The 22,886-nt window shown below is 44.8% G+C and carries 23 protein-coding genes; 15 read left to right on the top strand and 8 right to left on the bottom strand.

Features of this window, described 5'->3' with window-relative positions; genetic code table 11:
* Positions 1 to 137: 137 nt before the first annotated feature.
* From L870_RS0104855 to L870_RS0104815, 9 genes are all read left to right on the top strand, one after another.
* Entirely contained in the window at positions 138 to 623 is a 486-nt protein-coding gene (locus L870_RS0104855) for a terminase small subunit (protein WP_028517181.1), read from the top strand.
* Positions 610 to 1,857 carry a PBSX family phage terminase large subunit gene (locus L870_RS0104850; RefSeq protein WP_028517180.1) on the top strand — a complete coding sequence of 416 codons (1,248 nt, stop codon included), beginning with the start codon at positions 610 to 612 and terminating at the stop codon, positions 1,855 to 1,857. Before L870_RS0104855 ends, L870_RS0104850 begins: the two co-directional genes overlap by 14 nt.
* 36 nt (positions 1,858 to 1,893) lie before the next feature.
* Positions 1,894 to 3,030 (top strand): hypothetical protein, encoded by a 1,137-nt coding sequence (locus L870_RS0104845; RefSeq protein WP_028517179.1) that lies wholly within the window; start codon positions 1,894 to 1,896, stop codon positions 3,028 to 3,030.
* Between the two features lie 13 nt (positions 3,031 to 3,043).
* On the top strand, positions 3,044 to 4,009 hold the full coding sequence (locus tag L870_RS0104840) for a phage major capsid protein (protein ID WP_028517178.1): 966 nt from the start codon (positions 3,044 to 3,046) through the stop codon (positions 4,007 to 4,009).
* A gap of 195 nt (positions 4,010 to 4,204) precedes the next feature.
* Positions 4,205 to 5,035 (top strand): hypothetical protein, encoded by an 831-nt coding sequence (locus L870_RS16675; protein WP_051411417.1) that lies wholly within the window; start codon positions 4,205 to 4,207, stop codon positions 5,033 to 5,035.
* A 9-nt stretch (positions 5,036 to 5,044) separates the two neighbouring features.
* Positions 5,045 to 5,413 carry a hypothetical protein gene (locus L870_RS0104830; protein ID WP_028517177.1) on the top strand — a complete coding sequence of 123 codons (369 nt, stop codon included), beginning with the start codon at positions 5,045 to 5,047 and terminating at the stop codon, positions 5,411 to 5,413.
* The gene (locus L870_RS0104825; RefSeq protein WP_028517176.1) at positions 5,413 to 5,823 is read left to right on the top strand and encodes a hypothetical protein; all 411 of its coding nucleotides are present in this window, start codon (positions 5,413 to 5,415) and stop codon (positions 5,821 to 5,823) included. Before L870_RS0104830 ends, L870_RS0104825 begins: the two co-directional genes overlap by 1 nt.
* A complete protein-coding gene (locus L870_RS0104820; RefSeq protein WP_028517175.1) occupies positions 5,820 to 6,209 on the top strand; it encodes a hypothetical protein in 390 nt (129 codons plus the stop codon). Before L870_RS0104825 ends, L870_RS0104820 begins: the two co-directional genes overlap by 4 nt.
* A complete protein-coding gene (locus L870_RS0104815) occupies positions 6,206 to 7,129 on the top strand; it encodes a hypothetical protein (RefSeq protein WP_028517174.1) in 924 nt (307 codons plus the stop codon). Before L870_RS0104820 ends, L870_RS0104815 begins: the two co-directional genes overlap by 4 nt.
* 56 nt (positions 7,130 to 7,185) lie before the next feature.
* Here L870_RS0104815 and L870_RS0104810 read toward each other — a convergent pair whose 3' ends face one another.
* Together L870_RS0104810 and L870_RS0104805 are read right to left on the bottom strand one after the other, a co-directional pair.
* Positions 7,186 to 9,057 (bottom strand): leucine-rich repeat protein, encoded by a 1,872-nt coding sequence (locus tag L870_RS0104810; protein WP_028517173.1) that lies wholly within the window; start codon positions 9,055 to 9,057, stop codon positions 7,186 to 7,188.
* A gap of 115 nt (positions 9,058 to 9,172) precedes the next feature.
* Entirely contained in the window at positions 9,173 to 11,965 is a 2,793-nt protein-coding gene (locus L870_RS0104805; RefSeq protein WP_028517172.1) for a 1,4-beta-glucanase, read from the bottom strand.
* An 811-nt stretch (positions 11,966 to 12,776) separates the two neighbouring features.
* Between L870_RS0104805 and L870_RS18380 the strand changes: the two genes are divergently transcribed.
* The 5 genes from L870_RS18380 (at position 12,777) to L870_RS0104780 (ending at position 16,626) form a co-directional block, all read left to right on the top strand.
* On the top strand, positions 12,777 to 14,096 hold the full coding sequence (locus tag L870_RS18380) for a sensor histidine kinase (RefSeq protein WP_051411416.1): 1,320 nt from the start codon (positions 12,777 to 12,779) through the stop codon (positions 14,094 to 14,096).
* Positions 14,074 to 14,877 (top strand): LytR/AlgR family response regulator transcription factor, encoded by an 804-nt coding sequence (locus tag L870_RS0104795; protein WP_028517171.1) that lies wholly within the window; start codon positions 14,074 to 14,076, stop codon positions 14,875 to 14,877. The genes L870_RS18380 and L870_RS0104795 overlap by 23 nt, the downstream gene beginning before the upstream one ends.
* Positions 14,878 to 14,935: 58 nt before the next feature.
* Entirely contained in the window at positions 14,936 to 15,640 is a 705-nt protein-coding gene (locus L870_RS0104790) for an AzlC family ABC transporter permease (RefSeq protein ID WP_028517170.1), read from the top strand.
* Positions 15,637 to 15,936: an AzlD domain-containing protein gene (locus L870_RS0104785; protein ID WP_028517169.1), complete on the top strand. Its 300-nt coding sequence runs from the start codon at positions 15,637 to 15,639 to the stop codon at positions 15,934 to 15,936. The genes L870_RS0104790 and L870_RS0104785 overlap by 4 nt, the downstream gene beginning before the upstream one ends.
* 159 nt (positions 15,937 to 16,095) lie before the next feature.
* On the top strand, positions 16,096 to 16,626 hold the full coding sequence (locus tag L870_RS0104780; RefSeq protein WP_037271236.1) for a TIGR04002 family protein: 531 nt from the start codon (positions 16,096 to 16,098) through the stop codon (positions 16,624 to 16,626).
* Positions 16,627 to 16,666: 40 nt separating this feature from the next.
* Here the strand turns inward: L870_RS0104780 and L870_RS0104775 are convergent, their stop codons facing one another.
* Complete coding sequence (locus L870_RS0104775) at positions 16,667 to 17,392, bottom strand: hypothetical protein (protein ID WP_028517167.1); 726 nt, start codon at positions 17,390 to 17,392, stop codon at positions 16,667 to 16,669.
* A gap of 176 nt (positions 17,393 to 17,568) precedes the next feature.
* Positions 17,569 to 17,805, bottom strand: a complete 237-nt coding sequence (locus tag L870_RS0104770) for a helix-turn-helix domain-containing protein (RefSeq protein ID WP_028517166.1) — start codon at positions 17,803 to 17,805, stop codon at positions 17,569 to 17,571.
* A gap of 117 nt (positions 17,806 to 17,922) precedes the next feature.
* On the opposite strand from L870_RS0104770, the gene L870_RS18375 reads away from it, so the two are divergent.
* Positions 17,923 to 18,336 (top strand): zinc-ribbon domain-containing protein, encoded by a 414-nt coding sequence (locus tag L870_RS18375; protein ID WP_051411415.1) that lies wholly within the window; start codon positions 17,923 to 17,925, stop codon positions 18,334 to 18,336.
* Positions 18,337 to 18,569: 233 nt separating this feature from the next.
* On the opposite strand, the gene L870_RS0104760 is transcribed toward L870_RS18375, so the two are convergent.
* From L870_RS0104760 to L870_RS0104745, 4 genes are all read right to left on the bottom strand, one after another.
* Entirely contained in the window at positions 18,570 to 21,056 is a 2,487-nt protein-coding gene (locus L870_RS0104760; protein ID WP_028517165.1) for a glycoside hydrolase family 94 protein, read from the bottom strand.
* 148 nt (positions 21,057 to 21,204) lie between these two features.
* On the bottom strand, positions 21,205 to 21,408 hold the full coding sequence (locus L870_RS0104755; RefSeq protein WP_028517164.1) for a helix-turn-helix transcriptional regulator: 204 nt from the start codon (positions 21,406 to 21,408) through the stop codon (positions 21,205 to 21,207).
* Complete coding sequence (locus L870_RS0104750; RefSeq protein ID WP_028517163.1) at positions 21,408 to 21,800, bottom strand: hypothetical protein; 393 nt, start codon at positions 21,798 to 21,800, stop codon at positions 21,408 to 21,410. The genes L870_RS0104755 and L870_RS0104750 overlap by 1 nt, the downstream gene beginning before the upstream one ends.
* Before the next feature lies 1 nt (position 21,801).
* The gene (locus tag L870_RS0104745) at positions 21,802 to 22,266 is read right to left on the bottom strand and encodes a hypothetical protein (protein ID WP_028517162.1); all 465 of its coding nucleotides are present in this window, start codon (positions 22,264 to 22,266) and stop codon (positions 21,802 to 21,804) included.
* Positions 22,267 to 22,886 lie beyond the last annotated feature (620 nt).

Raw genomic sequence — 22,886 nt, 5'->3', positions numbered from 1 at the left:
GCCTGCACGAATTGTGCAGATATACAAAGTGAAAAATTATTTTTTCAATATTCAACGGGTATGCATTGAATTTGACCTTTTTTCAGCCCCCTTATGAACGGTGGTTTTGTTCGGGACTGAAAGGAGGTCATACTTTTTTGAACAGAAACACTAAAGCAAAACTCAATATCTTCTGCTGTAACTATGTTACACTCGGAAGTGCGGAGGAAGCTGCTTTGAAAGCAGGCTTTCCCCGTGAAAATGCCCTCACCGCAGGCATCGAGCTTCTCAAAGCAAAAGAATGTCAGGATACTATCGCACGGATAAGAGATATCCTCTCCGACAGCGGCAGCATTATATCAGGTCTGAAAAGGCTTGCTTTCGGCAGCTGCACCGACGCGGTATATCTTGTGTTCGCCGATGAGCTGCCGCCTGCGAAAACTATCGGAAAGCTTGATCTTTTCAACGTTTCCGAGATAAAACGTGTAAAAGGAGGCGGCGTAGAAGTAAAATTCTTCGACAGAATGAAATCTCTCGAAAAGCTGTTCGAGCTTGAAAACGCCTACAGCGACCGCGACAAGGCGGCAAGTCTCATAAGAGCAATGACCGCCCAAGAGGAGTGTGAGGACTTTGAAGATAACTAAGCTCTCACTCAAACAAAAAATAGCCATGAGGTGGTGGGCTTCACAGAAGTTCAGCGGCTATGACGCTATAATATGCGACGGAGCTGTGCGAAGCGGCAAGACTCTTTCAATGTCACTGGGATTCATATTCTGGGCAAGTCAGCGATTTAACGGCGGAGCTTTCGCCATGTGCGGAAAGACTATAACCTCGCTCCGCAGAAACGTTGTGACTCCCCTGATCCCTTTTCTGAAAGAACAGGGATACATCATAAGCGAAAAGGTCAGCGGAAATTACTTCGATATGACCTTTAACGGCTGTACCAACAGAATATACCTTTTCGGCGGCAAGGACGAAAGCTCCGCTGCTCTTATACAGGGTATGACTCTGTCGGGAGTATTCTTCGATGAGGTGGCACTCATGCCCCGTTCATTCGTTGAACAGGCTCTGGCAAGATGCTCGGTGAACGGCTCGAAAATGTGGTTCAACTGCAATCCCGATAATCCGTCACACTGGTTCTACAACGAGTGGATAAAGAAACGCAAAGAGAAAAATGCTCTGTATCTGCACTTCACTATGGCGGATAATCCGTCACTGTCGAAAAGCGTCAGAAAACGCTATGAGCGTATGTACTCGGGCACTTTCTACGACCGTTTCATACTGGGCAAATGGACGGCTTCACAGGGAGTAGTCTACCCTATGTTCAGCGAAAGCGAACACGTTATCAGCGGCGATATACAGTGTGAAAAATACGTCATATCCTGCGATTACGGCACTGTCAATCCCTCGTCCTTCGGGCTTTGGGGACTCAGCGGCGGCATATGGTACAGGCTCAGTGAATACTACTACGACTCACGCCGCGAGGGCTTATCCCGTACCGATGAGGAGCACTATGCAGCACTTGAGGAGCTTGCAGGCTCGCGGCATATCGAAAAAGTCATCGTTGACCCGTCCGCAGCAAGCTTCATCGAATGTATCCGCAGACATGGAAAATATCCCGTAGTCAAAGCCGATAACGATGTTATTTCGGGCATAAGGCAGGTAAGCACTGCTCTTAAACAGGGCAGGCTGAAATTCCATTCATCGTGCAGGGATATACTGAGGGAGTTCACGCTGTACAGCTGGAATGAAAAAGCAGGCACAGACGCTCCCATAAAGGAAAACGACCACGCTATGGACGATATGCGCTATTTTGTGGCGGATATGCTCAATTCTCAGGACAGCGGCGACCTTATCGCACTGTCCGTAACCCGATAAAACTACCGTTCAGTAATAATCAAATAAGGAGGAATCATGAAGCTTTTTCAGAAGAAAAACACTCCGAAAACTGCTCCCGAGCTTATAAGCACACAGCGTTCATGCTGTGAGAAATTCGCTCTTCCTGCGGCTGTTCAGCCATATGAAAAGGAGCTTTACGACAGGCTTCGATATGCTGTACCTATCATTGATGCGGCTATTATGAAAATCATCAGACTCACAGGCGGCTTCCGCGTTATATCCTCGGACGAGAAATATCAGCAGGAGCTTGACGACTTCCTTGCAAACGTTCCCGTAGGTCTTACAGGACGCTCGATAGGCTGCTTTGCGGATAATTTCCTCGACAGTCTCATCACCTACGGAAGTGCCGCAGGTGAGATAGTTCCCGACAGCGAAGAACAGCGCATTGCAGGGCTTTGGAACGGAGATGTTTCACGCATAAGGCTGTCCGCAGGAGCTGACCCCTTCAGCAGGAGCTATACTGTCATCGCTCCCGACGGCAGTTCCCGAAAAATAGCTCACCCCGAACGCATACTCTATGCTTCTCTTACAGGGGGAAACTCCCTGCTCAGAGGGCTTCCGTCACTCAGCGGTATCCTTATGAGGATATACGAATGCATCGGTCAGAATTTCGACCGCGCAGGAAATGTCCGCTATGCAGTGACCTATAAGCCATCGGGACAGGCAGGAGATATGCTGAACTCCCGTGAACGGGCTCAGCAGATAGCCCGTGAGTGGGCAGACGGTATGAACTCAGCCAAATACGGTCAGGTAAAGGACTTTGTGGCTGTTGGAGATGTAGATATCAAGGTCATAGGTGCTGAAAATCAGCTCTTTGATACAAATGTCCCTGTGAGACAGATACTCGAACAGCTAATTGCAAAGCTCTCAATACCGCCGTTTCTGCTGGGACTCTCGTGGAGCTCTACGGAGAGAATGTCATCTCAACAGGCAGACATACTCACATCGGAGCTTGAATACTACCGCAGACTTCTCACACCTGTCATATGCGATGTGGGCAATTCATTCCTTGCTTCCATAGGTGCGGAAGCTTCCTGCTCTGTAGAGTGGGACAATATCAATCTACAGGACGAAACAGCTCTTGCGGAAGCAAGGCTGAAAAACGCTCAGGCGCGAGAGATAGAGCTCCGCCTTGAAAAAAATGAAGAATAACGGAGGTAACTATATGTATAACGATATCAAACTTGAAAAGGGTCTTTACAATCTCAGCGGAAAGTCATTCACTGCTGCTCTTGAGGAGCTTGACCCCTCCTCGGCATACGCAGGTACTCCACTTGAAAAGCTGGACGCTTTTGAGAGACAGCTCAAGCGTTTCAATATCAGGATAAACGGTCAGGACTGCGACTGCGTTGAGAAGTTCTTCTCGACTACGGAGACTGCCGTTCTCTTCCCCGAATTCGTTACACGCTGCATCAGAAAGGGCTTCGATGAAACTGTACTCAATACCGTATGTGCTGCAAAGACCGTATGTGCAAGCGGTCAGTATCTGGGCTGCGTACTCGATGACACCGAGACTTACACAACTACAGATCAGGCAGAAACTCTCCCAGAGGCTACAGTTACAGAAAGCACTACAGCTACTGTGCTTGAAAAGTTCGGCAGACTTATCAGTGCTTCCTATGAAGCTATCCGTCAGCAGAGACTCGATGTTTTCGGCGTTATGCTCAGAAGCGTGGGTGCAAGACTTGCTGTGTCGGTAGTAAAAAAGGCTGTTGCCGTACTTGAAGCAGATACAACTCCTATCACTACTTCCGCACTCACATACGATGACCTTGCTGCACTCTACGGCGAATTTGACTGCTTCGATATGACTACTGTCATCGCTTCTCCTGCTGTAGCTTCAAAAATAGCTGCCATGGATCAGCTCAAGGAGTGCTCTGCAAATGCAGACGGCAAGCTCATTCTCCCATTCGGCTCGGAATTGGTCAAGACATCGGCTGCCGATAATGATACCATCATCGGTATCGACCGCAATTTCGCACTTGAATTCATCACAAGCACAGACCTTATCATGGAGACCGACAAGCTCATCGACCGTCAGCTCGATCAGATGACAGTTTCTATCACCTGCGGTTTCAGAAAGATAACTCCAGATGCTGTTAAGGTGCTTACTATTACAACTGGTGAATAAAACCGTTTTTGTGTTGCGGGCTGCCAAAGGCAGCCCCTACATAAAAATCCTGTAGGGACGACCAGCTCTGCATATAGCATTGCCAGCCAAATCAAAGATTTTGGACACTGCTTAATTGGTCGTCCTTATGAAAGATAACACAGATCTGACGGACGCCCAATGGGCGTCCCTACAAATAAACCGAAAGGAGATAATATGGACAAGTCTATTCTCGATAAGATCAATAAATTCACACGCCGTCCTCTCTCTGAGGACGAGGTATATGTATTCTCGGTCATACTCTGTGATAACGATATCGACCGCGACTGTGAACGCTTCTCGGAAAATGCTCTTGATACCCTCAGAGAAAAATTCATCGGCAAAACAGGTATATTCGACCATGATGCCTCCACATCAAATCAGAATGCGCGTATCTTCGATACGGAGCTTGTCACCGATGATACACTGCTCACACAGTTCGGCAAGCCTTACGTTTACCTCAAAGCTATGGCGTACATGGTGAGGACTGATGAAAACAAGAACCTTATTGCCGAAATTGACGGCGGTATCAAAAAGGAAGTCAGCATTTCCTGCTCCGCAGCCAAGAGGATATGCTCTGTCTGCGGTAACGATAAGAATATATCCACCTGCAATCACGTTAAGGGAAAAAAGTACAGCGGAAATATGTGCCATACCGTTCTCGATGATATCACGGACGCTTACGAATGGAGCTTCGTTGCCGTGCCTGCTCAGGTAAATGCAGGTGTTACGAAGAAATACAGCGACGATGATACCATAAAGTCACAGGCTAAGGATATACAGCTCTGCGATGAGGAGCTCCGCCGCGATATCCGCAAATTTGCATATTTTGCAGGCGGCAGGGCGGCGGCTGACATAGCTTCCGTATCGGCTGCAAATATGAATACTCAGCAGCTTATCACCCTGCGCAGGTCATTTGAGCTGCAGTGCAGGAAATCAAAAACTGAGGTGCAGCTGGAATACGGTGCAGAGTCAGAGGATACCGCCGACAGCTTCACCATGAAATAAGGAGGCAGTATGGATATTCAAAAAATAACCGAAATATTCGAGCTTATGACAGGCGAGTCAAACAGCACCGAATACATGAAGCTGATATACGTTTCCATGCGTGAGGTAGACGATATCCTCAGACCAAATGCGGATATAAGCGACCTGAGGCTGTGCTTTCTCTGCGCTGCCCTCGCTTTTTACAGACTACAGCAGATACTTGCTGCAAGAGAAAGAGCAGATGTCACCTACGCAGGAAAGATGCTGAAGGAGTCGCAGAATACTGCATATGAGTATGCAAAGCAGCTCCTTAAAGATTACTTGCAGATGTGCAAAAGCCTTATTACTGCGGATACCTTTGTTTTCGGCAGCTTTTCAAGCGGAGAGGAGAGGTTATAATGCTGCGCGAGATAATAAACGATGTAATAGAAAAGCTCACAGACAGCGGCGTTACAGCCGTTTACAGTGCCTTTGATGCGGTGGATATCGCAAAGAAAGAAAAAGGGATATTCACTGTTGTGGGCATAGGCGGATTTGAGTCGTTTTCGCCTATTTATTCACCTTACACTATCTTTATCCCCTTCAAAGCCGATATTGAGATAAGCATAACAGCTCCACATAAAAGCTCCGTAGCCGAGATATACAGCCTTTATGATACAAGCATCGAGCCTGTCATATCCGATATGTGCGGACTTACCTGCTCGCTGTCGAAAATGAGCATAAAATTCGACTCCAATATACAGCGTCTTGTGCTTACAGTCAGGCTCTCCGCAAGCGGTATCACAAGGATAGAAAGGAGCAGCCCATGAGTACCACAGAGCTTACCAAGCATGAGGCTGTGCCCGTTAATATTGCCTCAGCGGTTATATACTGCGACAGCTTCAAAGCCTCGGCTGCAAGAAGCATAAACGAAGAATCCACGGCTGACGGCGGAAGCGTGTTCACCAATGACGCAAGCCGCAGTACAAAGCTCACCTTTTCGGGAAGAGTGTTCTCGGATTTTGCCGCGGATTTTGTTTTCAGCTTCAATGCACTTGTGAAAAACTCCGCACTCTTCAACGTGGAGTATATGGGGCTTTGCTTCAGTAACTGCCGTCTGCTGTCCTATACCTTCGACAACAAGAAAGGCGACTGGGCAGATGTATCGGTCACGCTGATGACTGACGATAATATTGTAAGGAGCGATGATACTTGACAGCTGTTCTCAGTATAAAAAATAAGGACGGGACTATCCTTGCTGAGGAAAATATCCTCTCATTCAGTTTCAGGAAGGATATATATACTCCTTACACTTCCCTGTCCGCAAAGGTACGTACTTCGCATACAAGCTTCGATAACGCCGCAGAGGTACTGCTCGCACTTGACAATACTCTCATACATCACGGACTAATCGACAAGCTCAAAGTCGAAAAAGCAGGCGGTGAGTATTTCCTCAGCGTTACGTCAAGGGGCTTCACATCGCTGCTTTGTCAGAACCAGATAGAGCCGGGACTTAAAATGAATATCTCGTTCAATATGCTCATGGACAATTTCTACACCCTGCCTTATGTAACTCACGAAAATAATGCCGATGACAGCAGCTATATCTACGTAAGATCCAACACCTCCATGTGGGACGCCGCTTCAAATCTTTCCTACAAGCTCCTCGGTACTTATCCTTATATCAGAGACACGAACACAGTTATGATAAGTGCTTTCCCTGCACCTGAGATATTCGATCACACAAACACAAAGCTGCTCACTTACGGTACTGAGCTTGCCTGTTCGCACATCGCCAGTGATTACCATATGGCAGATATCAACGGAAATTACGGCACCTTCGATCTTACCGACAGTGATGCGGCTGCACTGAAAATAGTACGCCATAAATACTTCGATCTTGATATGCGCTTTCTCTATGATCCGCAGCAGGCTCTGATATTCCGCGATAAATACGATTTCCGCGGTCACAAAAAAGTGTTCTGCTCATACAGCGGCTTCCTCGGTGAAGATCTTTATGATGTGGTAAGCTTCGGCAATATCACAGCTCAGCGTATCGGCTCTGTAACTGTAAAGGGCAGCAGCAAGGGTGTTTTTACAGAGGTTGGAGTTTTCATTGATAAATTTCCGCACTGACAATACATACGAATAAACATAAAAACGGCTTCCATTTCGGAAGCCGTTTCGCGTTATTATTTGATAGGCAGCTCTGTCACAAGCTTCAGGAGATATCTCTGGATAGCCTGTGCATCGTTTGTTGTCATGCCGTCGTTGCCGATAACGTCTGCATTCTCGATGCCCTGCTTTGTGATGTGAGTTTTGTCAGAACCGCTCTCGCCGTACTTGTTAGGATTTGCAAGTGCCTGCATGATGAGAACTGCATCTGAAAGGTCTACTCCGCCGTCGCAGTTTGCATCGCCTGCCTTGTAGTCCTTGCTTGTTGTCTTTGGAGTTGTAGATACAGTCGTGGTTGCTGTGCCTGACGTTGTAGTTGTTGTTGAAGATGTTGTGGTAGTTTCGGCAGCATCTAAAGCCACAAATTTTAAATATTCTTTTTCGGCATATTCCTGAGCTGTTGAACCGACATATCCGTATATTGTCGTATCTCTTGTACAATCAAAATGGATCTTATTAAAATTAAAATCAGGATTCAGCATCGTTAATGTTTGAATATTTTTACAACCATAAAATGCTGTATCATCTATGTTTATATCAGAAGCTGGAAATACAAGTTCTTTCAGTCCTGTGCATCCATAAAATGCACAATAATCTATCAATGTAACAGAAGAAGGAATCTTTATTGATTCAAGGCTGCTGCAATTATAAAATGCATACATACCTATGCTTGTAACAGAATCAGGTATTATAATAGATTTCAGGCTGTTGCAACCTGCAAAAGTGCCCTTCTCTAAACTTGTAACTGTATTGGGGATCGTTACAGATTCAAGATTGATGCAATCACAAAACGTATAGGCATTTATCGAAGTTATTCCTTCTTCAATAATGACAGATTTTATATCCTTTCTAATTTTCAAAAATAAAGTATAAGTATCTGCCATTTCACCTGTACCGCTTATTGTAAGAGTACCGTTGTCATCAAGTTTCCATGTTGCATTTTCACCGTAAGTTCCTGATGTCTCGCGGACAACCGATGACACAGGAAGAGTTGTTTCATTTATTGCAGTTGTGGTCGTTGTTGTAACCGACGTTGTAATTGCTGAAGTTGTTGTCGTTGTTTCGGCAGCATCTAAAGCCACAAATTTTAAATATTCTTTTTCGGCATATTCCTGAGCTGTTGAACCTGTATATCCACATATTACCGAATCACTCATAAAATGAAAATGAATCTTATTGAAATCAAAATCAGGATTCAGTACCGTTAATGTTTTAAGATTTTCACCATGCATAATAATTATATCATCATTCGAAAAATTCTGAGGTATAGTTAAGGACTTGAGGTTATCAAAGTCATTTAAAAGATCATGACCCAAATGTGCAGCTCCATTTGGCAGTATAAGAGTTTCAATATTGTCACACTTATAAAATGCTGAATCATCTATGTCTATATCAGAACCTGAAAATACAAGTTCTTTAAGACCTGTGCATTTATTAAATGCCATAGAATCTATTTTTTTAACAGAAGCAGGTATTTCTATAGATTTCAAGCTGCTGCAATCTCCAAATGCTAAATGACCTATATCTGTAACTGTATCGGGTATTGTTACAGATTCAAGATTGACATAATTCTCAAAAGCACTCACACATATTGTGGTTATTCCTTTTTCAATAATTACTGATTTTATAATTTCTTTGAATGAATAATAATCACGTGTCATTTCGCCTGTACCGCTTATTGTAAGCGTACCGCTGTCATCAAGCGTCCATGTAGCATTTTCGCCGCAAGTTCCTGAAGTCTCACCGACAACAGATGGCTCGATGATAGTTGTTTCACTTAATGCAGCCGTGTATGCATTGGCTTTTACCCCATAGCCTGATGCATAAGGTGCAAGTAAAGCACCTGCGGAAATGCATAAAGATGTGACGATCGAAATTGTTTTTTTCATTTTAAATCCTCCATATCATTAAAATATATCCCATATTATAGCAGAACAAAAAACAAAAATCAATATATTTTTTGTGAACAAAAACGGCTTCCATTTTGGGAGCCGTTTTGCGTTATTATTTGATAGGCAGCTCTGTTACAAGTTTCAGGAGATATCTCTGGATAGCCTGTGCATCGTTTGTTGTCATGCCATCGTTACCGATAACGTCTGCATTCTCGATGCCCTGCTTTGTGATGTGAGTTTTGTCAGAACCGCTCTCGCCGTACTTATTCGGATTTGCAAGTGCCTGCATGATGATAACTGCATCTGAAAGGTCTACTCCGCCGTCGCAGTTTGCATCGCCTGCCTTGTAGTCCTTGCTTGTTGTCTTTGGAGTTGTGGATACAGTCGTAGTTGCTGCCTTAGTTGTAGTAGTTACCTTTGTTGTAGTCGTGGTCTTTTTCGTAGTTGTTGTAGTTGTTGACGGAGTTGAAGGAGCACTGCCCTTTATCTGTCCGTAAACTATACCACAGCCTACTGTTGACATATATACCTTACCGAACTCGTCCATATCGCCAACGAGGTAGTTACCGTTGCCTGTACCGCCGTAGAGGTGATCTGTATTGATGCACACCCATGTCTTTCCTGCATCTGTTGAACGGTAGATGCCTTCCTTGTCATCCTTCTCGGGCTTGCCGTAGATGAAGAGTGTATTCACATCGCCCTTCTTCTCTGGTGCACCGTAGCCGATACACTTTGCATATGCCACGTTGTCCAGCTTCTTGATGGTCTTGCCCTTGTCGGAGATGAGGAAAACGCCCTCTTCTGCACCTGCAAAAGCTATAGTGCCGTTTCCGAGGTATGCAGGATCGCCTGTTTCCTCGAACTTCCATGTGAGCTGCCAGTTATACGGGCAGATACGTGTCTCTGTGAAGGTTGCGCCGTAGTCCTCACTGATGTAGTATGAGTAGTGTGACTCGTCGTAGGTAGGCTCTTTCTTGGATATATCAGATGACCAGTATTCATTGAACTGAGCACCTACAGCGTAAACTATCTTTGCATTCTCGGGATCGACCAGTGTGTAAACGCCCTTTGTTGCCTTTATTCCTTCGCAGGTCTTCCATGTTGCACCCCAGTCATCAGAGTAGGAAGCAGCGCCCTTTGCACTTGTATTTATAACTCTGTACTTGCCCTTTGAAAGCTCTGTAATGGAGAGCTTGCCGCCTGTGCAGGCAGGCTTGAAGGTCTTCCATGTCTTGCCGCGGTCTAAAGTATAATATCCGCTGCCTGTATTGTTTCCGTCGCCGTTGGCAGTTCTTGCCCAAACATCAGTATTCTGAGGGCAGACTGTTATAGCTGAGGTAGAGCCCATATTCGGCTTGTACTGCTCAGGTATGCCGTCAACAGTAGTATGAATGAAGCCGTCATAGTCGCCGATAGCCGAAAGGTCGAGACCGTCAGCTGTGCTGTAGAAATCAAGGCTTACGCATTCCTCAACTCCGTCAGGCTGGAAGTAGAATTGTATGCCCTTTTCGTCCCATGCATTGTCGCAGGCAAATACGCCGTTTCCTGATGTGAGGAGAAGTCTGTCTCCCTCAGGGTCTCTTGGGTCGATAACGATGCTGCTGCCCCAATGGCAAGCCTTGCCGTATATCCAGTCATAGCCGTTCAGATCCATAGGAAGTGAGATGAAATTCTTTACGCCTACTCCTGTTGAGTAGTCTGTAGGACCTGCACCGGGAGTTATATCTTCCCATGTCTTGCCGCCGTCATTTGAGCGGAAGAAGTGGTCACCCCATGCGATAGTACCCTCGTTTTCGGGAGTGCTGGGGTCGTCCTGTATCCATTCATCGCCGAACCACTGGTCTGAGAATACACCGCAGGTACGTGCGAACATCTTGTTGGGATCCTTCTTGTCAACATCTATCATACCGATAGAATTGTCTGAAACTGTAAGCTTTTCAGCCTTGCCTGAAGCAATATTGTACTTGTATGCACCGCCTGATGCACCTGCAAAAGCAAGTCCTGCGATATATGTAAAGAAAAGATTTCCGTTATGGTCACTTGTTATTGAAAGAGGATAGTTTGCATTCGGGAGCGCCTTTATTGGCTCGAACTTGTCGTCCTTGACGCTTGCTACGTGGACATTTGCCTGTCCTGTTACGGAGGTTCCGACGTACACCTTGCCGCCCTCGACATAAACACATCCGATACCGTTCTGCTGGTTGTAGAGCTTGCTTGGCTCTGTGCCTCTTACCAGATTATCCGTCCATGAAGGGTACTTGATCTCTCCTGTGAAAAGTCCGAGTGCATCATACCCCTCTACAGGCTTCCATGATTTACCGCCGTCTGTTGACTTGATAAGTGCTGACTTGCCTGCGGTAACATCGCCGCCTGCATATATGGTATCAGGGTTATCGGGATCAACTGCGATAGGCTCGATACACTCACGGCCGTCGCCGTTTCCGTGTACCTGTATATGATCTGTGACATCAACGCCTGTAAATGTCTTGCCGCCGTCTGTAGTCTTATAGATAACTGTCTTTGCATTTGAGAAGTATGCACAGCCGCAGAGGAAATAAGCTGTCAGATCGTCTGTCGGGTCGATAGCGATGCCCTTACAGCTGAGAAGTCCGCGGTCGTCCTCGTTGATGAAGCCGAAAAGCTGTACCCATCTCTTCTTGTCATAGTCGTATCTGTACGCGCCGCCTACGTCTGTACGAAGATACATTTCCTTCTGTCCTGCAACGATGCCCGACACGAAGCCTGCACCGCCCATTTTCAGTGTGTCCCACTCCATTGTCGAAGAAATATCCTTTGATGCTGCCTCAGCCACGCTGCCATATTCTGATGCGCCTATTACGGAAAGGCTTCCTGCACTGATGCAGACAGCACAAAGACCCGCCAAAGTCTTTTTAATTGCTTTCATTTGTTTTCTTTCCTTTCTGTTTATACATTGGACATCTCTAAAAACCCCTTTTGAGAAAAAACAGCTATGCACGACATCTGCCGCACCTATCTGTTTTTCCTTAATCAAATGTTTTTTATAAATGCCCTGTTGAAAAATTTTTTCACGTTTACTTTTCGACTACATTTTATCATTTCAAAACATCGGTGTCAATGGATTTCCCGTGTTATGACATTATCGGATATAATGAGAATACGATTGTACAGAACCGCAGTTTTTTACTATTTTCATATCTTTAATAAATTAAAAAAAGTGCGCAGCCACTATGACTGCGCCTGAAAAAATATTGAACAATGAAGGTATAGCAATCCCTCGAAATCAAAATAATAGTGAACCCCTTCCGCGTTTCACGGAAACCATCAGATGATCTTAATTTGCTCTTTAACGTAGGAGAAGAGACACCGCAGCCCGCTTCGGCAGGTAATATTACAACCTCCGCAACTGTTTCCCCCCAGTTTTACTACCAACCGCAGCGTCTGAACCCTACTGCCACAATATATGTATATCATATCCCACCATTATTATAACATAAGATGTTCCACACGGTTCAACAAAAAAGCCCCTTTTTATTCAATTTTAAGAATTTTTCGCAATTTCGTCATTTCAACGATTTTCAACTACAAATTCTGCCGCTGTCAGGTGATTTTTTATGAATAATACACACAAAAAACGGCTTCCCTTTTCTTTACAAACAGTGCAGAATGTGTTATAATAGCATTATATGGTCAAAATGCAGTCTGCTGTATTATACATAATCACAAGGAGAACTGTTATGGAATTAGTCTCGTATCTTATCAGCTATAATTTCGTCTCTGTTGCTCTTATTATCGGTATCATCGTACTGCTCATCGAAAACCGCAAGGAACGTCCGCGCGGTACCGAGCATATCGCTGTTATAGTCCTGCTGCTAACCATTATCGTTGCAAATACCTTCTTCAGAGAGCTTTTCCTGAAAGAATCCTACGACGCAAGCTACGATTACCGCGGCGACCCTGCAATGTACTTTATGTATTTCCGTTCAACAGTAGAGCATATCCTCTTCCCCATGATAGCCTATATCGAGATACTGCTCGTTACGCCAAACGTAAAAAGGTATCTGCTTTTCATTCCCGAGGGCATACTTATACTGGCGGAAATAATCAACCTTTTCGGTCCGAAGATAATTTTCAGCTTTGACAAGCACCTTGACTATGAGAACAGGATATTGTTCCTCTCCCCTTATTTCACGGGCATGATATATATGCTGCTCCTGCTGAGGTACTCTATCCGCTTCTTCAAATCAAAGGAGCGTACCAAGGGTGCCACCGTTATATTCATAGTTTTCCTGACCATATTCGAGTGCTATCTTGAAGCCGCCTATATCGTCGTAGACCTTATGGACGAAATAGTTGCTCTCGACGTTATAATCTTCTATTTCTACCTTATATCCATATATCAGCGCGAAATGGAAACAAAGCTCAGGACAAGCGAGCTTGAGCTCGAAAAAAGCCGAAGGGTGCTGACTCTTTCGCAGATACAGCCCCATTTTATGTACAATTCTCTTACTTCGATAATATATCTTTGCGATAAGGATACGCAAAAGACCAAAAACGCCCTTATCGACTTCTCAAAGTATCTGAGACAAAATCTTGACGCCATGAGCAGAAACGGTCTTGTGAGCATCAAGGAGGAGCTTGAGCATACAAAGATATACCTCTCTCTGGAAAAACTCAGATTTGACGACGACCTGAATATCGAATTCGATATCAGGAACGAAATGTTCATGCTGCCTGTACTCACGGTACAGCCAATGGTGGAAAATGCTGTAAAGCACGGCATAAACAGCTCTGAAAGCGGCTGCGGCACTGTCCGCATCATCACCGATGAGACTGAAACTCACCACAGGATAACCATTATGGACGACGGCGCAGGCTTCGATACCTCCGCCCTCGACAATCTCGATGAAAGCCATATAGGCATAAACAACGTCCGCAAACGTCTTGAGGACGAATGCGGCGGTGAACTTATCATAAACAGTGTTCCCGATGAGGGAACTGTATGCGTTATTCTTATCCCAAAGGAGAAAAACGATGAAAATTCTGGCAATAGATGATGAAAAATATGCACTCCAGCTTCTCGTAGAAACTATCAAAAAAGTAAAGCCCGATGCAGAGGTCGTAGCATTCAGAAGAGCTGCACAGTTCCTTGAATACGATGACAAAAAGTCCTTCGACGCTGCCTTCCTAGATATCCGCATAGGCAAGATGTCAGGCATTCAGGTGGCTATAGAACTGAAAAAGCATTCTCCTATGTGCAATATCGTTTTCGTTACGAGTTATTCGGAATACGCCTTTGCAGCTATACAGATGCGTCCAAGCGGATACATAATGAAGCCGTACACCGAACAGGATATACGCAATGAATTCGATAATTTCAGATACTCAGCCGTTCCCGAGCAAAAGGACGACAACAGGCTGAAAATACGCACATTCGGCAATTTCCGCGTATTCGGCAAGGATAATGTGCCTATAAAATTTTCGCGCACTATTTCCAAGGAAATATTCGCTTACCTCATAGACCAGTGCGGCTATCCTGTCACAAGCAAGGAGATAGCTGCCGATGTTCTTGAAGTTGAGGACTTCGACAGACCTACTTCAAAAAAGGTCTCGCAGTATGTCTCTGACCTTATCAAGGATATAGAAGCCGCAGGCTTCAGCAATGTAATTATAAAACAAAACAGACAGATACAGATAAACAAGGAAGCTGTAAACTGCGACCTGTACGACCTGTTTTCAGGTGACGCCTCTGCCCTCAAATCCTACCACGGTGAATACATGATAGACTATTCATGGGCAGAGATAAGCGATTCTGCCGAAAGGATAAAATCGCTGTAACTATATTATCTCGGAGGATAAATATGTCAATTATCTCAGGACTGCGGGTGCAGTCATTATGAAAAACAACTTTCTTCGCGGAATGTCACACGGTATCCCTATATTTCTGGGATACCTCTCTGTGTCTTTCGGACTCGGGATACTCTGCGTAAATAAAGCAGGGCTTTCCGTTTTTCAGGCATCTGCCATATCTGCTACCTGCCTTACTTCCGCGGGGCAGAAAGCAGGTATAGATGTCATTGCGGCAGGAGGCACTATCATCGAAATGATACTGCTCCAGCTAACCATAAATATACGCTATTCACTTATGGCACTCTCACTCTCACAGAAGCTTGACAAAAGTTTTACTACGCCTCACCGGCTTATTGCATCATTCGGCATAACCGATGAGATATTCGGTGTATGCTCGGCTCAGAAAAAGCCTCTTGTACCTGCCTATATGTACGGTATGATATTCATTGCCGCTGTAGGCTGGATAGCAGGTACTGCTCTCGGCGCGGCAGCAGGTGAGCTTCTGCCTGCTTCGGTAAGTACGGCTATGGAGATAGTGCTGTACGGTATGTTCATCGCTATAATAATACCACCTGCAAAAAAGCAGCACAGCGTTCTCTTCGTTGTAATTATTGCTGCAGCTCTTAGCGTAGTATTCAAATACTGCCTGCCCTTTATAAGCGAGGGATTTGCTATAATCATATCGGCGATCACCGCTTCTGTGGCGGCTGCGCTTCTTTTCCCCATAAAAGATGAGGAGGCGACAGAATGAGCCTTGCTGTATATATTTTCGTAATGGCAGGCGTGACCTACCTCATACGTATGGTGCCGTTCACTTTCTTCCGAAAGAAAATAAAATCACGCTTTTTCAGGAGCTTCCTGTACTATATCCCATACGCCGTTCTCAGCGCTATGACTATACCTGCTATATTCTATACCACCCATAACATCTATACTGCTGTTGCAGGTACGGCTGTCGCTATTATACTGGCTTTTCTGGAAATGCCTCTTATAGTGGTTGCTCTTGCAGCCTCGGGAAGTGCTTTCCTTATAGGATTGTTTTTATAAGCGGTTATAATTTTCCCCTATATTGCGACATCTGTAACACTTTCGGCAAATTTGCGTTTGCAAAGTTTGTGTATCTTTTATATTGAAAAAACGTATGTATAGTGTTATAATAAGCTAAACCAATACATATAGGATTAGTAGTTTTAAGGAGGCATTGTTATGACAAGAACAGCTCAGACAGACAAAATCAAAAAAATGGTGCTTACGAGTCTTTTTTCCGCACTGATATTCGTATTCACCGCCTATATCCATGTGCCTACAGGTGCAGGCTATACCCACGCAGGTGACGGACTCATATACCTCGCCGCAAGTATCCTTCCCACACCCTATGCTATTGCAGCAGGAGTTATCGGCGGAGGACTGGCTGACGGACTTTCGGGCTTCCCTATCTGGATACCTGCAACTATCGTTATAAAAGCGATCACAGCTCTGTTTTTTACCAATAAATCAGATAAGATAATCACAAAACGCAATCTTCTTGGTATTATCCCATCACTTATACTCTGTGTGGTCGGATACAGCCTTTACGAAGGCATCGTTATAACCAAGGGCTTCTCCACTGCCGCTATTATTGCTGCTTTCGGACAGACTCCTGCTTATTGCGTACAGATAGCCGCAAGCACTGTACTGTTTATCGTTACAGGACTTGCTCTGGACAAATCAGGTCTTAAAAAATCACATCTTATATAACCAAGCGAAATAAAAAGGACTGCATAGCAGTCCTTTTTTGTTATATTGCTTCGATAGCTTTTTCGAGTATCATATGGTCAAATCCTGCTTCGCCATGCGAATTTATGACCAGCACAAAATCATCGTCTATCTTTCTCACGTAGTATACAAGCTCCAAGCCCAGCTGCTCTATCACTACAGTCTCTTTTGTATATTCCTTGCCGCCAAGAGTTGTTTTTTCTGGTTTTGAAAGCGTTATATCCTCTGATTCACTAAAAGCTATCTGCTTTTCCATGAACTCGTCTACAGTAACATTTTCCTTATCGGGGAACATCAGCTTTGTATTGTAAAACTGGAAAACATATGTGGTATCCATGCCGTTTGCAACAAGGTCTGTAATGCGGCTGTTCTGCTCATCCTGAGTACGTTTATCCAGCGATGACCAATTTTTCCTGATCTCTTCATCATTTGCCGCTCTGTCGTTCAGCGCTGTATTATCGGGAAATGTTACCTTCATTCCTGCATATTCGGAAGTATATACAGTCCCCTTTGCTGTGCCGTTTTTGAAGCTTGTACCCTCGCCTGCATCGCTGAACGGTGTTTGCTCTTCCGTAACGTCTTCGGTAGTTGTAGCGATGGGTTCAGTCTCTATGGGCTTATAATCCGCTACCGTCTGCATTTCCTCAGCTGTTACCTCTATCGGGTCAAGCGTCGCTTTTTTATTGCCGCAGGATACTGCCGCCGACACAACAACCAGTAAGCTAAGAACTAATATTGCTTTTTTCAAGGCAAATCCCCCCTACAAAAATTTTAATCATTGTATCATAATTACAGTCTTTTGTCAAGTACACCACTGCAAAGCGTTACAGGCAAAAGCGGACGGATATGAAAGCGGACGACCAATGGCCGTCCCTACAAAGCATTACAGAACATAAATGTGCGCACACTGTGCGCCCCTGCATATCAATCTATTTTTTCTTCGATTGCCATTACAATATCGCTCATTTTTACGCCGAGCGCGTTTGATATACGATACAATGTCTCAAGAGTCGGCTTCCTTTCGCCTCGTTCTATTGCACTGAGGTGTGTACGCCCTATATCGGCAAGTCCGCTTATTACCTCCTGCGATATCCCCTTTTTCTTGCGGAACTCCGCTATTACTTCGCCTACGATCTTAGAATCAAGTGTTGGTATATACATATTATCACCTCTGATAATATGATATACGAATTTTTTGTAAATATTGAATACATATGTTGACATTTTGAATACATATGTGTTATAATTTATTAAAGTAAAACTGAAAGGGGAATGATTATGTTTTGTACTTACTGCGGAAAAGAAAATCCAAATGACGCTAAATTTTGCAATGCCTGCGGCAAATCTTTCTCGGAAGACAGCAAGCCTAACAGTGTTCAGCAGACTGCTCCGACTAAATCAGCCGCTGAGCCGACTGCCAATATGGCTATAGCTTCGCTTGTATTCGGAATATGCTCTATCCCGACTGCTTTTCTGGCAATATGGTTCTCTCTTCTATGCGCTATAACTTCAATCGTTCTGGGAAAGATATCTCTCGACCAGAAACGTCCGGGAAAAGATTACGCCAAATGGGGATCAAAACTTGGAGCCATTGGGCTCGGTATATCCGTTGCTTTTATTATTATCTATTTTGTAAGTATTTTCGGAGCTTTGGCGTTTATTAGCGATTTAATACCTTCGCTTTCACGATGATCAGCAAGGGCGGATAATTATGCAATATTTTTTCGGGACGTCGAGGTCGCCGTCCCCTACAAAGCGTTACGGGCGGATATGAAAGCGGACGACCATTTAAGCATTGCCAGCCAAATCACAGATTTGGGGCACTGCTTAAATGGTCGTCCCTACAAATGCAACAAATCAAACGGGGCGATGTAGGCATCGTCCCCTACAAATTAAAAAAGGCGGACATTAAGTCCGCCTTTTTATTAACCCATTACGATTTCAACTTCGTGTGTGCCGCCATTGCATACAGGAATTACACATCCCTCTACTGCCTTGCCGTCAACTGTCATTGTCTTTACACCCTTGCATACGTGTGCAGGATTCTTGACTGTGATGTTGAATGTTGCGCCTCTGAACTTACGAACTGCTGTGAAGCCATCCCACTCGTGAGGAATGGAAGGATCAACCTTGAGTCCGTCAAATACAGGCTGTACACCAAGAATGTACTGGGAAATAGCTACCATGTTCCATGCAGCTGTACCTGTGAGCCATGAGTTCTTGCCCTGACCGAAGTTCTTTGCGTCCTTACCGCCGATCATCTGACCGTATACATATGGTTCTGTCTTGTGGATATCAGATGTCTCCTCAGTGAAAGCAGGAGCTATCTTGCTGTAGTACTCAAATGCCTTGTCACCGCGTCCTACATATGCCTCAGCACAGATTATCCATGCATTGTTGTGTGTGAAGATACCGGCATTCTCCTTATATCCGCCGGGATATGTGGAAATTTCACCGTACTGTATATAGTACTTTGTGAATGCAGGATTGTTGAGAACAAGACCGAACTCGCAGTTGAGGTACTTATCAATGGAGTTGAGTGTCTTGATGTCTGCGCCCTGATCCTTACCTATCTCGGACATAACTGCAAAGCCCTGCGGCTCGATGAATATCTTGCCTTCCTCGCACTCCTTGGAGCCCATCTTCTCACCGTTAGCGTCGTAAGCTCTGATGAACCAGTCTCCGTCGAATGCAGATTCCATAACATTCTTCTTCATCTTGTCGATCTCAGCCTGAGCCTTTGCAGCTTCGTCCTTCTTGCCGAGGTGCTCTAAGATGCCTACGAATGCAGGACCTGTGTATGTGAAGAGTGCTGCAACGAATGCAGACTCTGCTATCTTGGAGTAGCCGCCCTCAGCCTTGAACTTAGGATTTGTATAAGTCTGGAAGCTCTCACCGGGTGTGTCTGAGAAGCATGAAAGGTTGATACAGTCATTCCAGTCAGCTCTCATTGCAAGCGGGAGACCATGAGGTCCGAGGTTGTTTACGATGTGATAGAAGGAAACATTGAGGTGCTCGAGCATTGTGTGCTTGCCGTTCGGGTCGTCATCGAAAGGAACGTTTGCATCAAGAATTCCCCAGTCGCCTGTTTCCTTGATATAAGCTGCAACAGAAAGAATCATCCAGAGCGGATCGTCTGAGAAGTCGCCGCCGATATCAGCGTTGCCCTTCTTTGTAAGAGGCTGGTACTGGTGGTAGCAGCCGCCGTCTGAAAGCTGTGTTGAAGCAATGTCGATCAGTCTCTCTCTTGCACGCTCAGGAATCTGGTGTACAAAGCCGAGGATATCCTGATTTGAGTCACGGAAGCCCATTCCACGACCGATACCGCTCTCGAAGTAAGAAGCAGAACGTGAAAGGTTGAATGTTACCATACACTGATACTGGTTCCAGATATTTACCATTCTGTTTACCTTGTCATCAGGTGTATTAACGTTGAATATTGAAAGGAGATCCTCCCATGTGCTGCGGAGCTCTGCAAGACCTGCTGCAACCTTTTCAGGTGTGTTGTACTTCTCGATCATTGCATAAGCCTTTTCCTTGTTGAGTACCCATGTCTCTCTTGTAAGAAGGTTAGCAGGCTTTTCAGCAGCAAACTTCTTGTCCTGTGGGTTCTCAGCATAACCGAGGATATAGATGAGAGTCTTTGACTCGCCGGGAGCAAGAGTTACCTTCTTGTAGTGTGAAGCAACTGGTGACCAGCCGTCAGCAAATGAGTTTGCAGGCTTGTCAGCCTTTACTGTCTCAGGATTGTCCCAGCCGTTGTAGATGCTTCCGAGGAAGGAATCACGGTCTGTATCATATCCGTCGATCTCATCGTTTACAGTATAGAAAGCGTAGTGGTTACGTCTGTCTCTGTACTCTGTTACGTGGTAGATAGTTGAACCCTCTATCTCAACACGACCTGTTGAGAAGTTTCTCTGGAAGTTTGTGCAGTCGTCCTGAGCGTCCCAGAGACACCATTCAGCAATTGAGAAGATAGAGAAGCTCTTAGCTTCCTTGCTCTCGTTTGTGAGAACTACCTGCTGTACTTCGCCATCGTAATTCTGCGGAACAAAGAATGTTACCTCAGCCTTGAGTCCGTTCTTCTTACCTGTGATAACTGTATAGCCCATACCGTGACGGCACTCATACTCGTCGAGTTCTGTCTTTACAGGTGACCAGCCCGGGTTCCATATAGTTCCGTTGTCGTTGATATAGAAATAACGTCCGCCCATATCGAGAGGTACGTTGTTGTAGCGATAACGTGTGATACGTCTGAGGCGAGCGTCCTTATAGAAGCAGTAGCCGCCTGCTGTATTGGAAATAAGTGAGAAAAAGCCCTGATTTCCGAGGTAGTTTATCCACGGATAGGGAGTTCTTGGGGAATTGATAACATATTCCTTCTTAGCGTCGTCAAAAAATCCGAACTTCATAATAATACTCCTTTATTTTTGGTGACAAAGGCGGTCAAAACAACCGCATTTGATTTATTATACCATATTTTTGCATATAATACAATAGATTTATCAAAAATTGCGTTGTATTTTTTTATGGGCGTTTTTTGTGCACATTGCCTTACGCTCATTCCTCAAAGGAGAAAAGTTCCTCGACTGTTGTGCCGAACACCTTCGCAATGTCCATTGCAAGTTTCAGGGACGGATTGTACAGTCCCTTTTCAAGTCGGATTATGGTCTCACGGCGGACTCCCACAAGCTCTGCGAGCTCTCCCTGCTTCATGTCGTGCTTTGCACGGTATTCTTTAAGTTTTGTCTTTAGCTCGGGCATTATTCGTCCTCCTCAGCCTTAGGCGTTCTGTCTAAGAAAAGGAACAAAATACTTCTCAATAATAGTGCAGCCAACGCAGTAAATACATATACATCGCCTGCAAACAGCTCTTTGTTTGCGGAATTCTGACCAATAAGGCTTATTACGAACAAGGCGGCTATGACAACGATAAGAGTTATCCCGTTAGCCCTGCCGAGAGTGAGCCTTGTGAGCTCATCTTTATTTTCATATGGTCCGCCGAACTTGCCGATAAGAGTTATATTAGCTAACGAGATAACGAGCGTGACCCACTTTTTATTCGGGAAAATATCACATAAAATATAAACCAGCATTACACCTACGATACTTATTATACTGATTATATGGATATTGCGGTAATTATTCTTTTCCATATCATTCTTCCTCCTCTGCTTTTGGTGTTCTGTCGAGCCAGAGGAAAACAATGTTCTTGGCTGCAAAAAAGACTCCGCTGAGAAATACTCCGAACATACACACATCACTGCCCATTATCCTGTAATACTCATCACCGCTTCTATTGCCCTGCAAATGCATGATTATTCCGCAGAACACAGCTACGCACAATTCGATCTTTACCGCTATTTCCGTTGCCTTCAGCGTCAGCTCGCGGGAAAGCTCGTCATTGGGCTGGTATCTGAATTTTACAGCGATCACAAAAACTGCTGATATTGCAATGATTATAAACGGCGCACCATAATTGATAATATTATGCAATGCACGACTATGGAATATGTTTTCGTACATTTTTCCAATAAAAAGCACTATCATTATCATAGCTAATATAAGTTCTGATACTGCCTGTGCCTTCAGTGAAAGCGTTTTCCGTCCTTTATTTTTCATAATGTTCCCTCCTTGGAGTGATGTATTCATCACTTTCTGTGACAATTATATCACTCGCATATCCGTTTGTCAACAGTAAAAGTGATAAATTTATCACTTTTGGAAGAGTGCACAATCAAGGAGTCGGTTTTTAGTGCAGTGTGATACATTTGTCACATGAAACAGTGGTTAGTGTGTAGTGATTAGTGGTTAGTGATCAGAAAGGGACGCCGAAATGGCGTCCCTTGTAGGGGCGCGTTCCGCGCGCCCGTTTGTGCCCTGCGTAATAAAAAACACGTATTCAGTGTAGGGGCGGATAATATCCGCCAAAGCCGTTAGCCTTGTAGGGACGACCATTTAAGCAGTGCCCCAAATCTGTGATTTGACCGGCAATGCTATATGCAGAGCTGGTCGTCCGTCATTACTCATAATATAACAAAAAACGGACATAATCGTTATGCTCATATAGAGATAGAAGGTTAATTGATTATAAGGACGCCCTCTCTTGCAGGACCCCCTAATCGGGTCCGTCCCCTCTGTCGCGCTGCGACATCTCCCCACACCGTGGGGAGTCACCCTCTTCCTAAAACAATTCACTGGATTGTTTTCGGAATTCACCCTTGCGGTGCGCCTTCGTATTA

This window comes from Ruminococcus flavefaciens ATCC 19208 (assembly GCF_000518765.1).
GTDB lineage: Bacteria > Bacillota > Clostridia > Oscillospirales > Ruminococcaceae > Ruminococcus > Ruminococcus flavefaciens.
The sequence above is the reverse complement of the archived record's forward strand: the minus strand, read 5'-3'. Positions and strand labels throughout refer to the sequence as shown.

What these genes read in the sequence shown, in the direction of transcription:
- L870_RS0104825 (WP_028517176.1), top strand. Translation starts at nt 5,413, where the DNA reads ATGCTGCGCGAGATAATAAACGATGTAATAGAAAAGCTCACAGACAGC.
- L870_RS16675 (WP_051411417.1), top strand. Translation starts at nt 4,205, where the DNA reads ATGGACAAGTCTATTCTCGATAAGATCAATAAATTCACACGCCGTCCT.
- L870_RS0104785 (WP_028517169.1), top strand. Translation starts at nt 15,637, where the DNA reads ATGAGCCTTGCTGTATATATTTTCGTAATGGCAGGCGTGACCTACCTC.
- L870_RS0104820 (WP_028517175.1), top strand. Translation starts at nt 5,820, where the DNA reads ATGAGTACCACAGAGCTTACCAAGCATGAGGCTGTGCCCGTTAATATT.
- L870_RS0104845 (WP_028517179.1), top strand. Translation starts at nt 1,894, where the DNA reads ATGAAGCTTTTTCAGAAGAAAAACACTCCGAAAACTGCTCCCGAGCTT.
- L870_RS0104770 (WP_028517166.1), bottom strand. Translation starts at nt 17,805, where the DNA reads ATGTATATACCAACACTTGATTCTAAGATCGTAGGCGAAGTAATAGCG.
- L870_RS0104755 (WP_028517164.1), bottom strand. Translation starts at nt 21,408, where the DNA reads ATGCCCGAGCTAAAGACAAAACTTAAAGAATACCGTGCAAAGCACGAC.
- L870_RS0104805 (WP_028517172.1), bottom strand. Translation starts at nt 11,965, where the DNA reads ATGAAAGCAATTAAAAAGACTTTGGCGGGTCTTTGTGCTGTCTGCATC.
- L870_RS18380 (WP_051411416.1), top strand. Translation starts at nt 12,777, where the DNA reads ATGGAATTAGTCTCGTATCTTATCAGCTATAATTTCGTCTCTGTTGCT.
- L870_RS0104840 (WP_028517178.1), top strand. Translation starts at nt 3,044, where the DNA reads ATGTATAACGATATCAAACTTGAAAAGGGTCTTTACAATCTCAGCGGA.
- L870_RS0104830 (WP_028517177.1), top strand. Translation starts at nt 5,045, where the DNA reads ATGGATATTCAAAAAATAACCGAAATATTCGAGCTTATGACAGGCGAG.
- L870_RS0104810 (WP_028517173.1), bottom strand. Translation starts at nt 9,057, where the DNA reads ATGAAAAAAACAATTTCGATCGTCACATCTTTATGCATTTCCGCAGGT.
- L870_RS0104795 (WP_028517171.1), top strand. Translation starts at nt 14,074, where the DNA reads ATGAAAATTCTGGCAATAGATGATGAAAAATATGCACTCCAGCTTCTC.
- L870_RS0104780 (WP_037271236.1), top strand. Translation starts at nt 16,096, where the DNA reads ATGACAAGAACAGCTCAGACAGACAAAATCAAAAAAATGGTGCTTACG.
- L870_RS0104745 (WP_028517162.1), bottom strand. Translation starts at nt 22,266, where the DNA reads ATGAAAAATAAAGGACGGAAAACGCTTTCACTGAAGGCACAGGCAGTA.
- L870_RS18375 (WP_051411415.1), top strand. Translation starts at nt 17,923, where the DNA reads ATGTTTTGTACTTACTGCGGAAAAGAAAATCCAAATGACGCTAAATTT.
- L870_RS0104750 (WP_028517163.1), bottom strand. Translation starts at nt 21,800, where the DNA reads ATGGAAAAGAATAATTACCGCAATATCCATATAATCAGTATAATAAGT.
- L870_RS0104790 (WP_028517170.1), top strand. Translation starts at nt 14,936, where the DNA reads ATGAAAAACAACTTTCTTCGCGGAATGTCACACGGTATCCCTATATTT.
- L870_RS0104760 (WP_028517165.1), bottom strand. Translation starts at nt 21,056, where the DNA reads ATGAAGTTCGGATTTTTTGACGACGCTAAGAAGGAATATGTTATCAAT.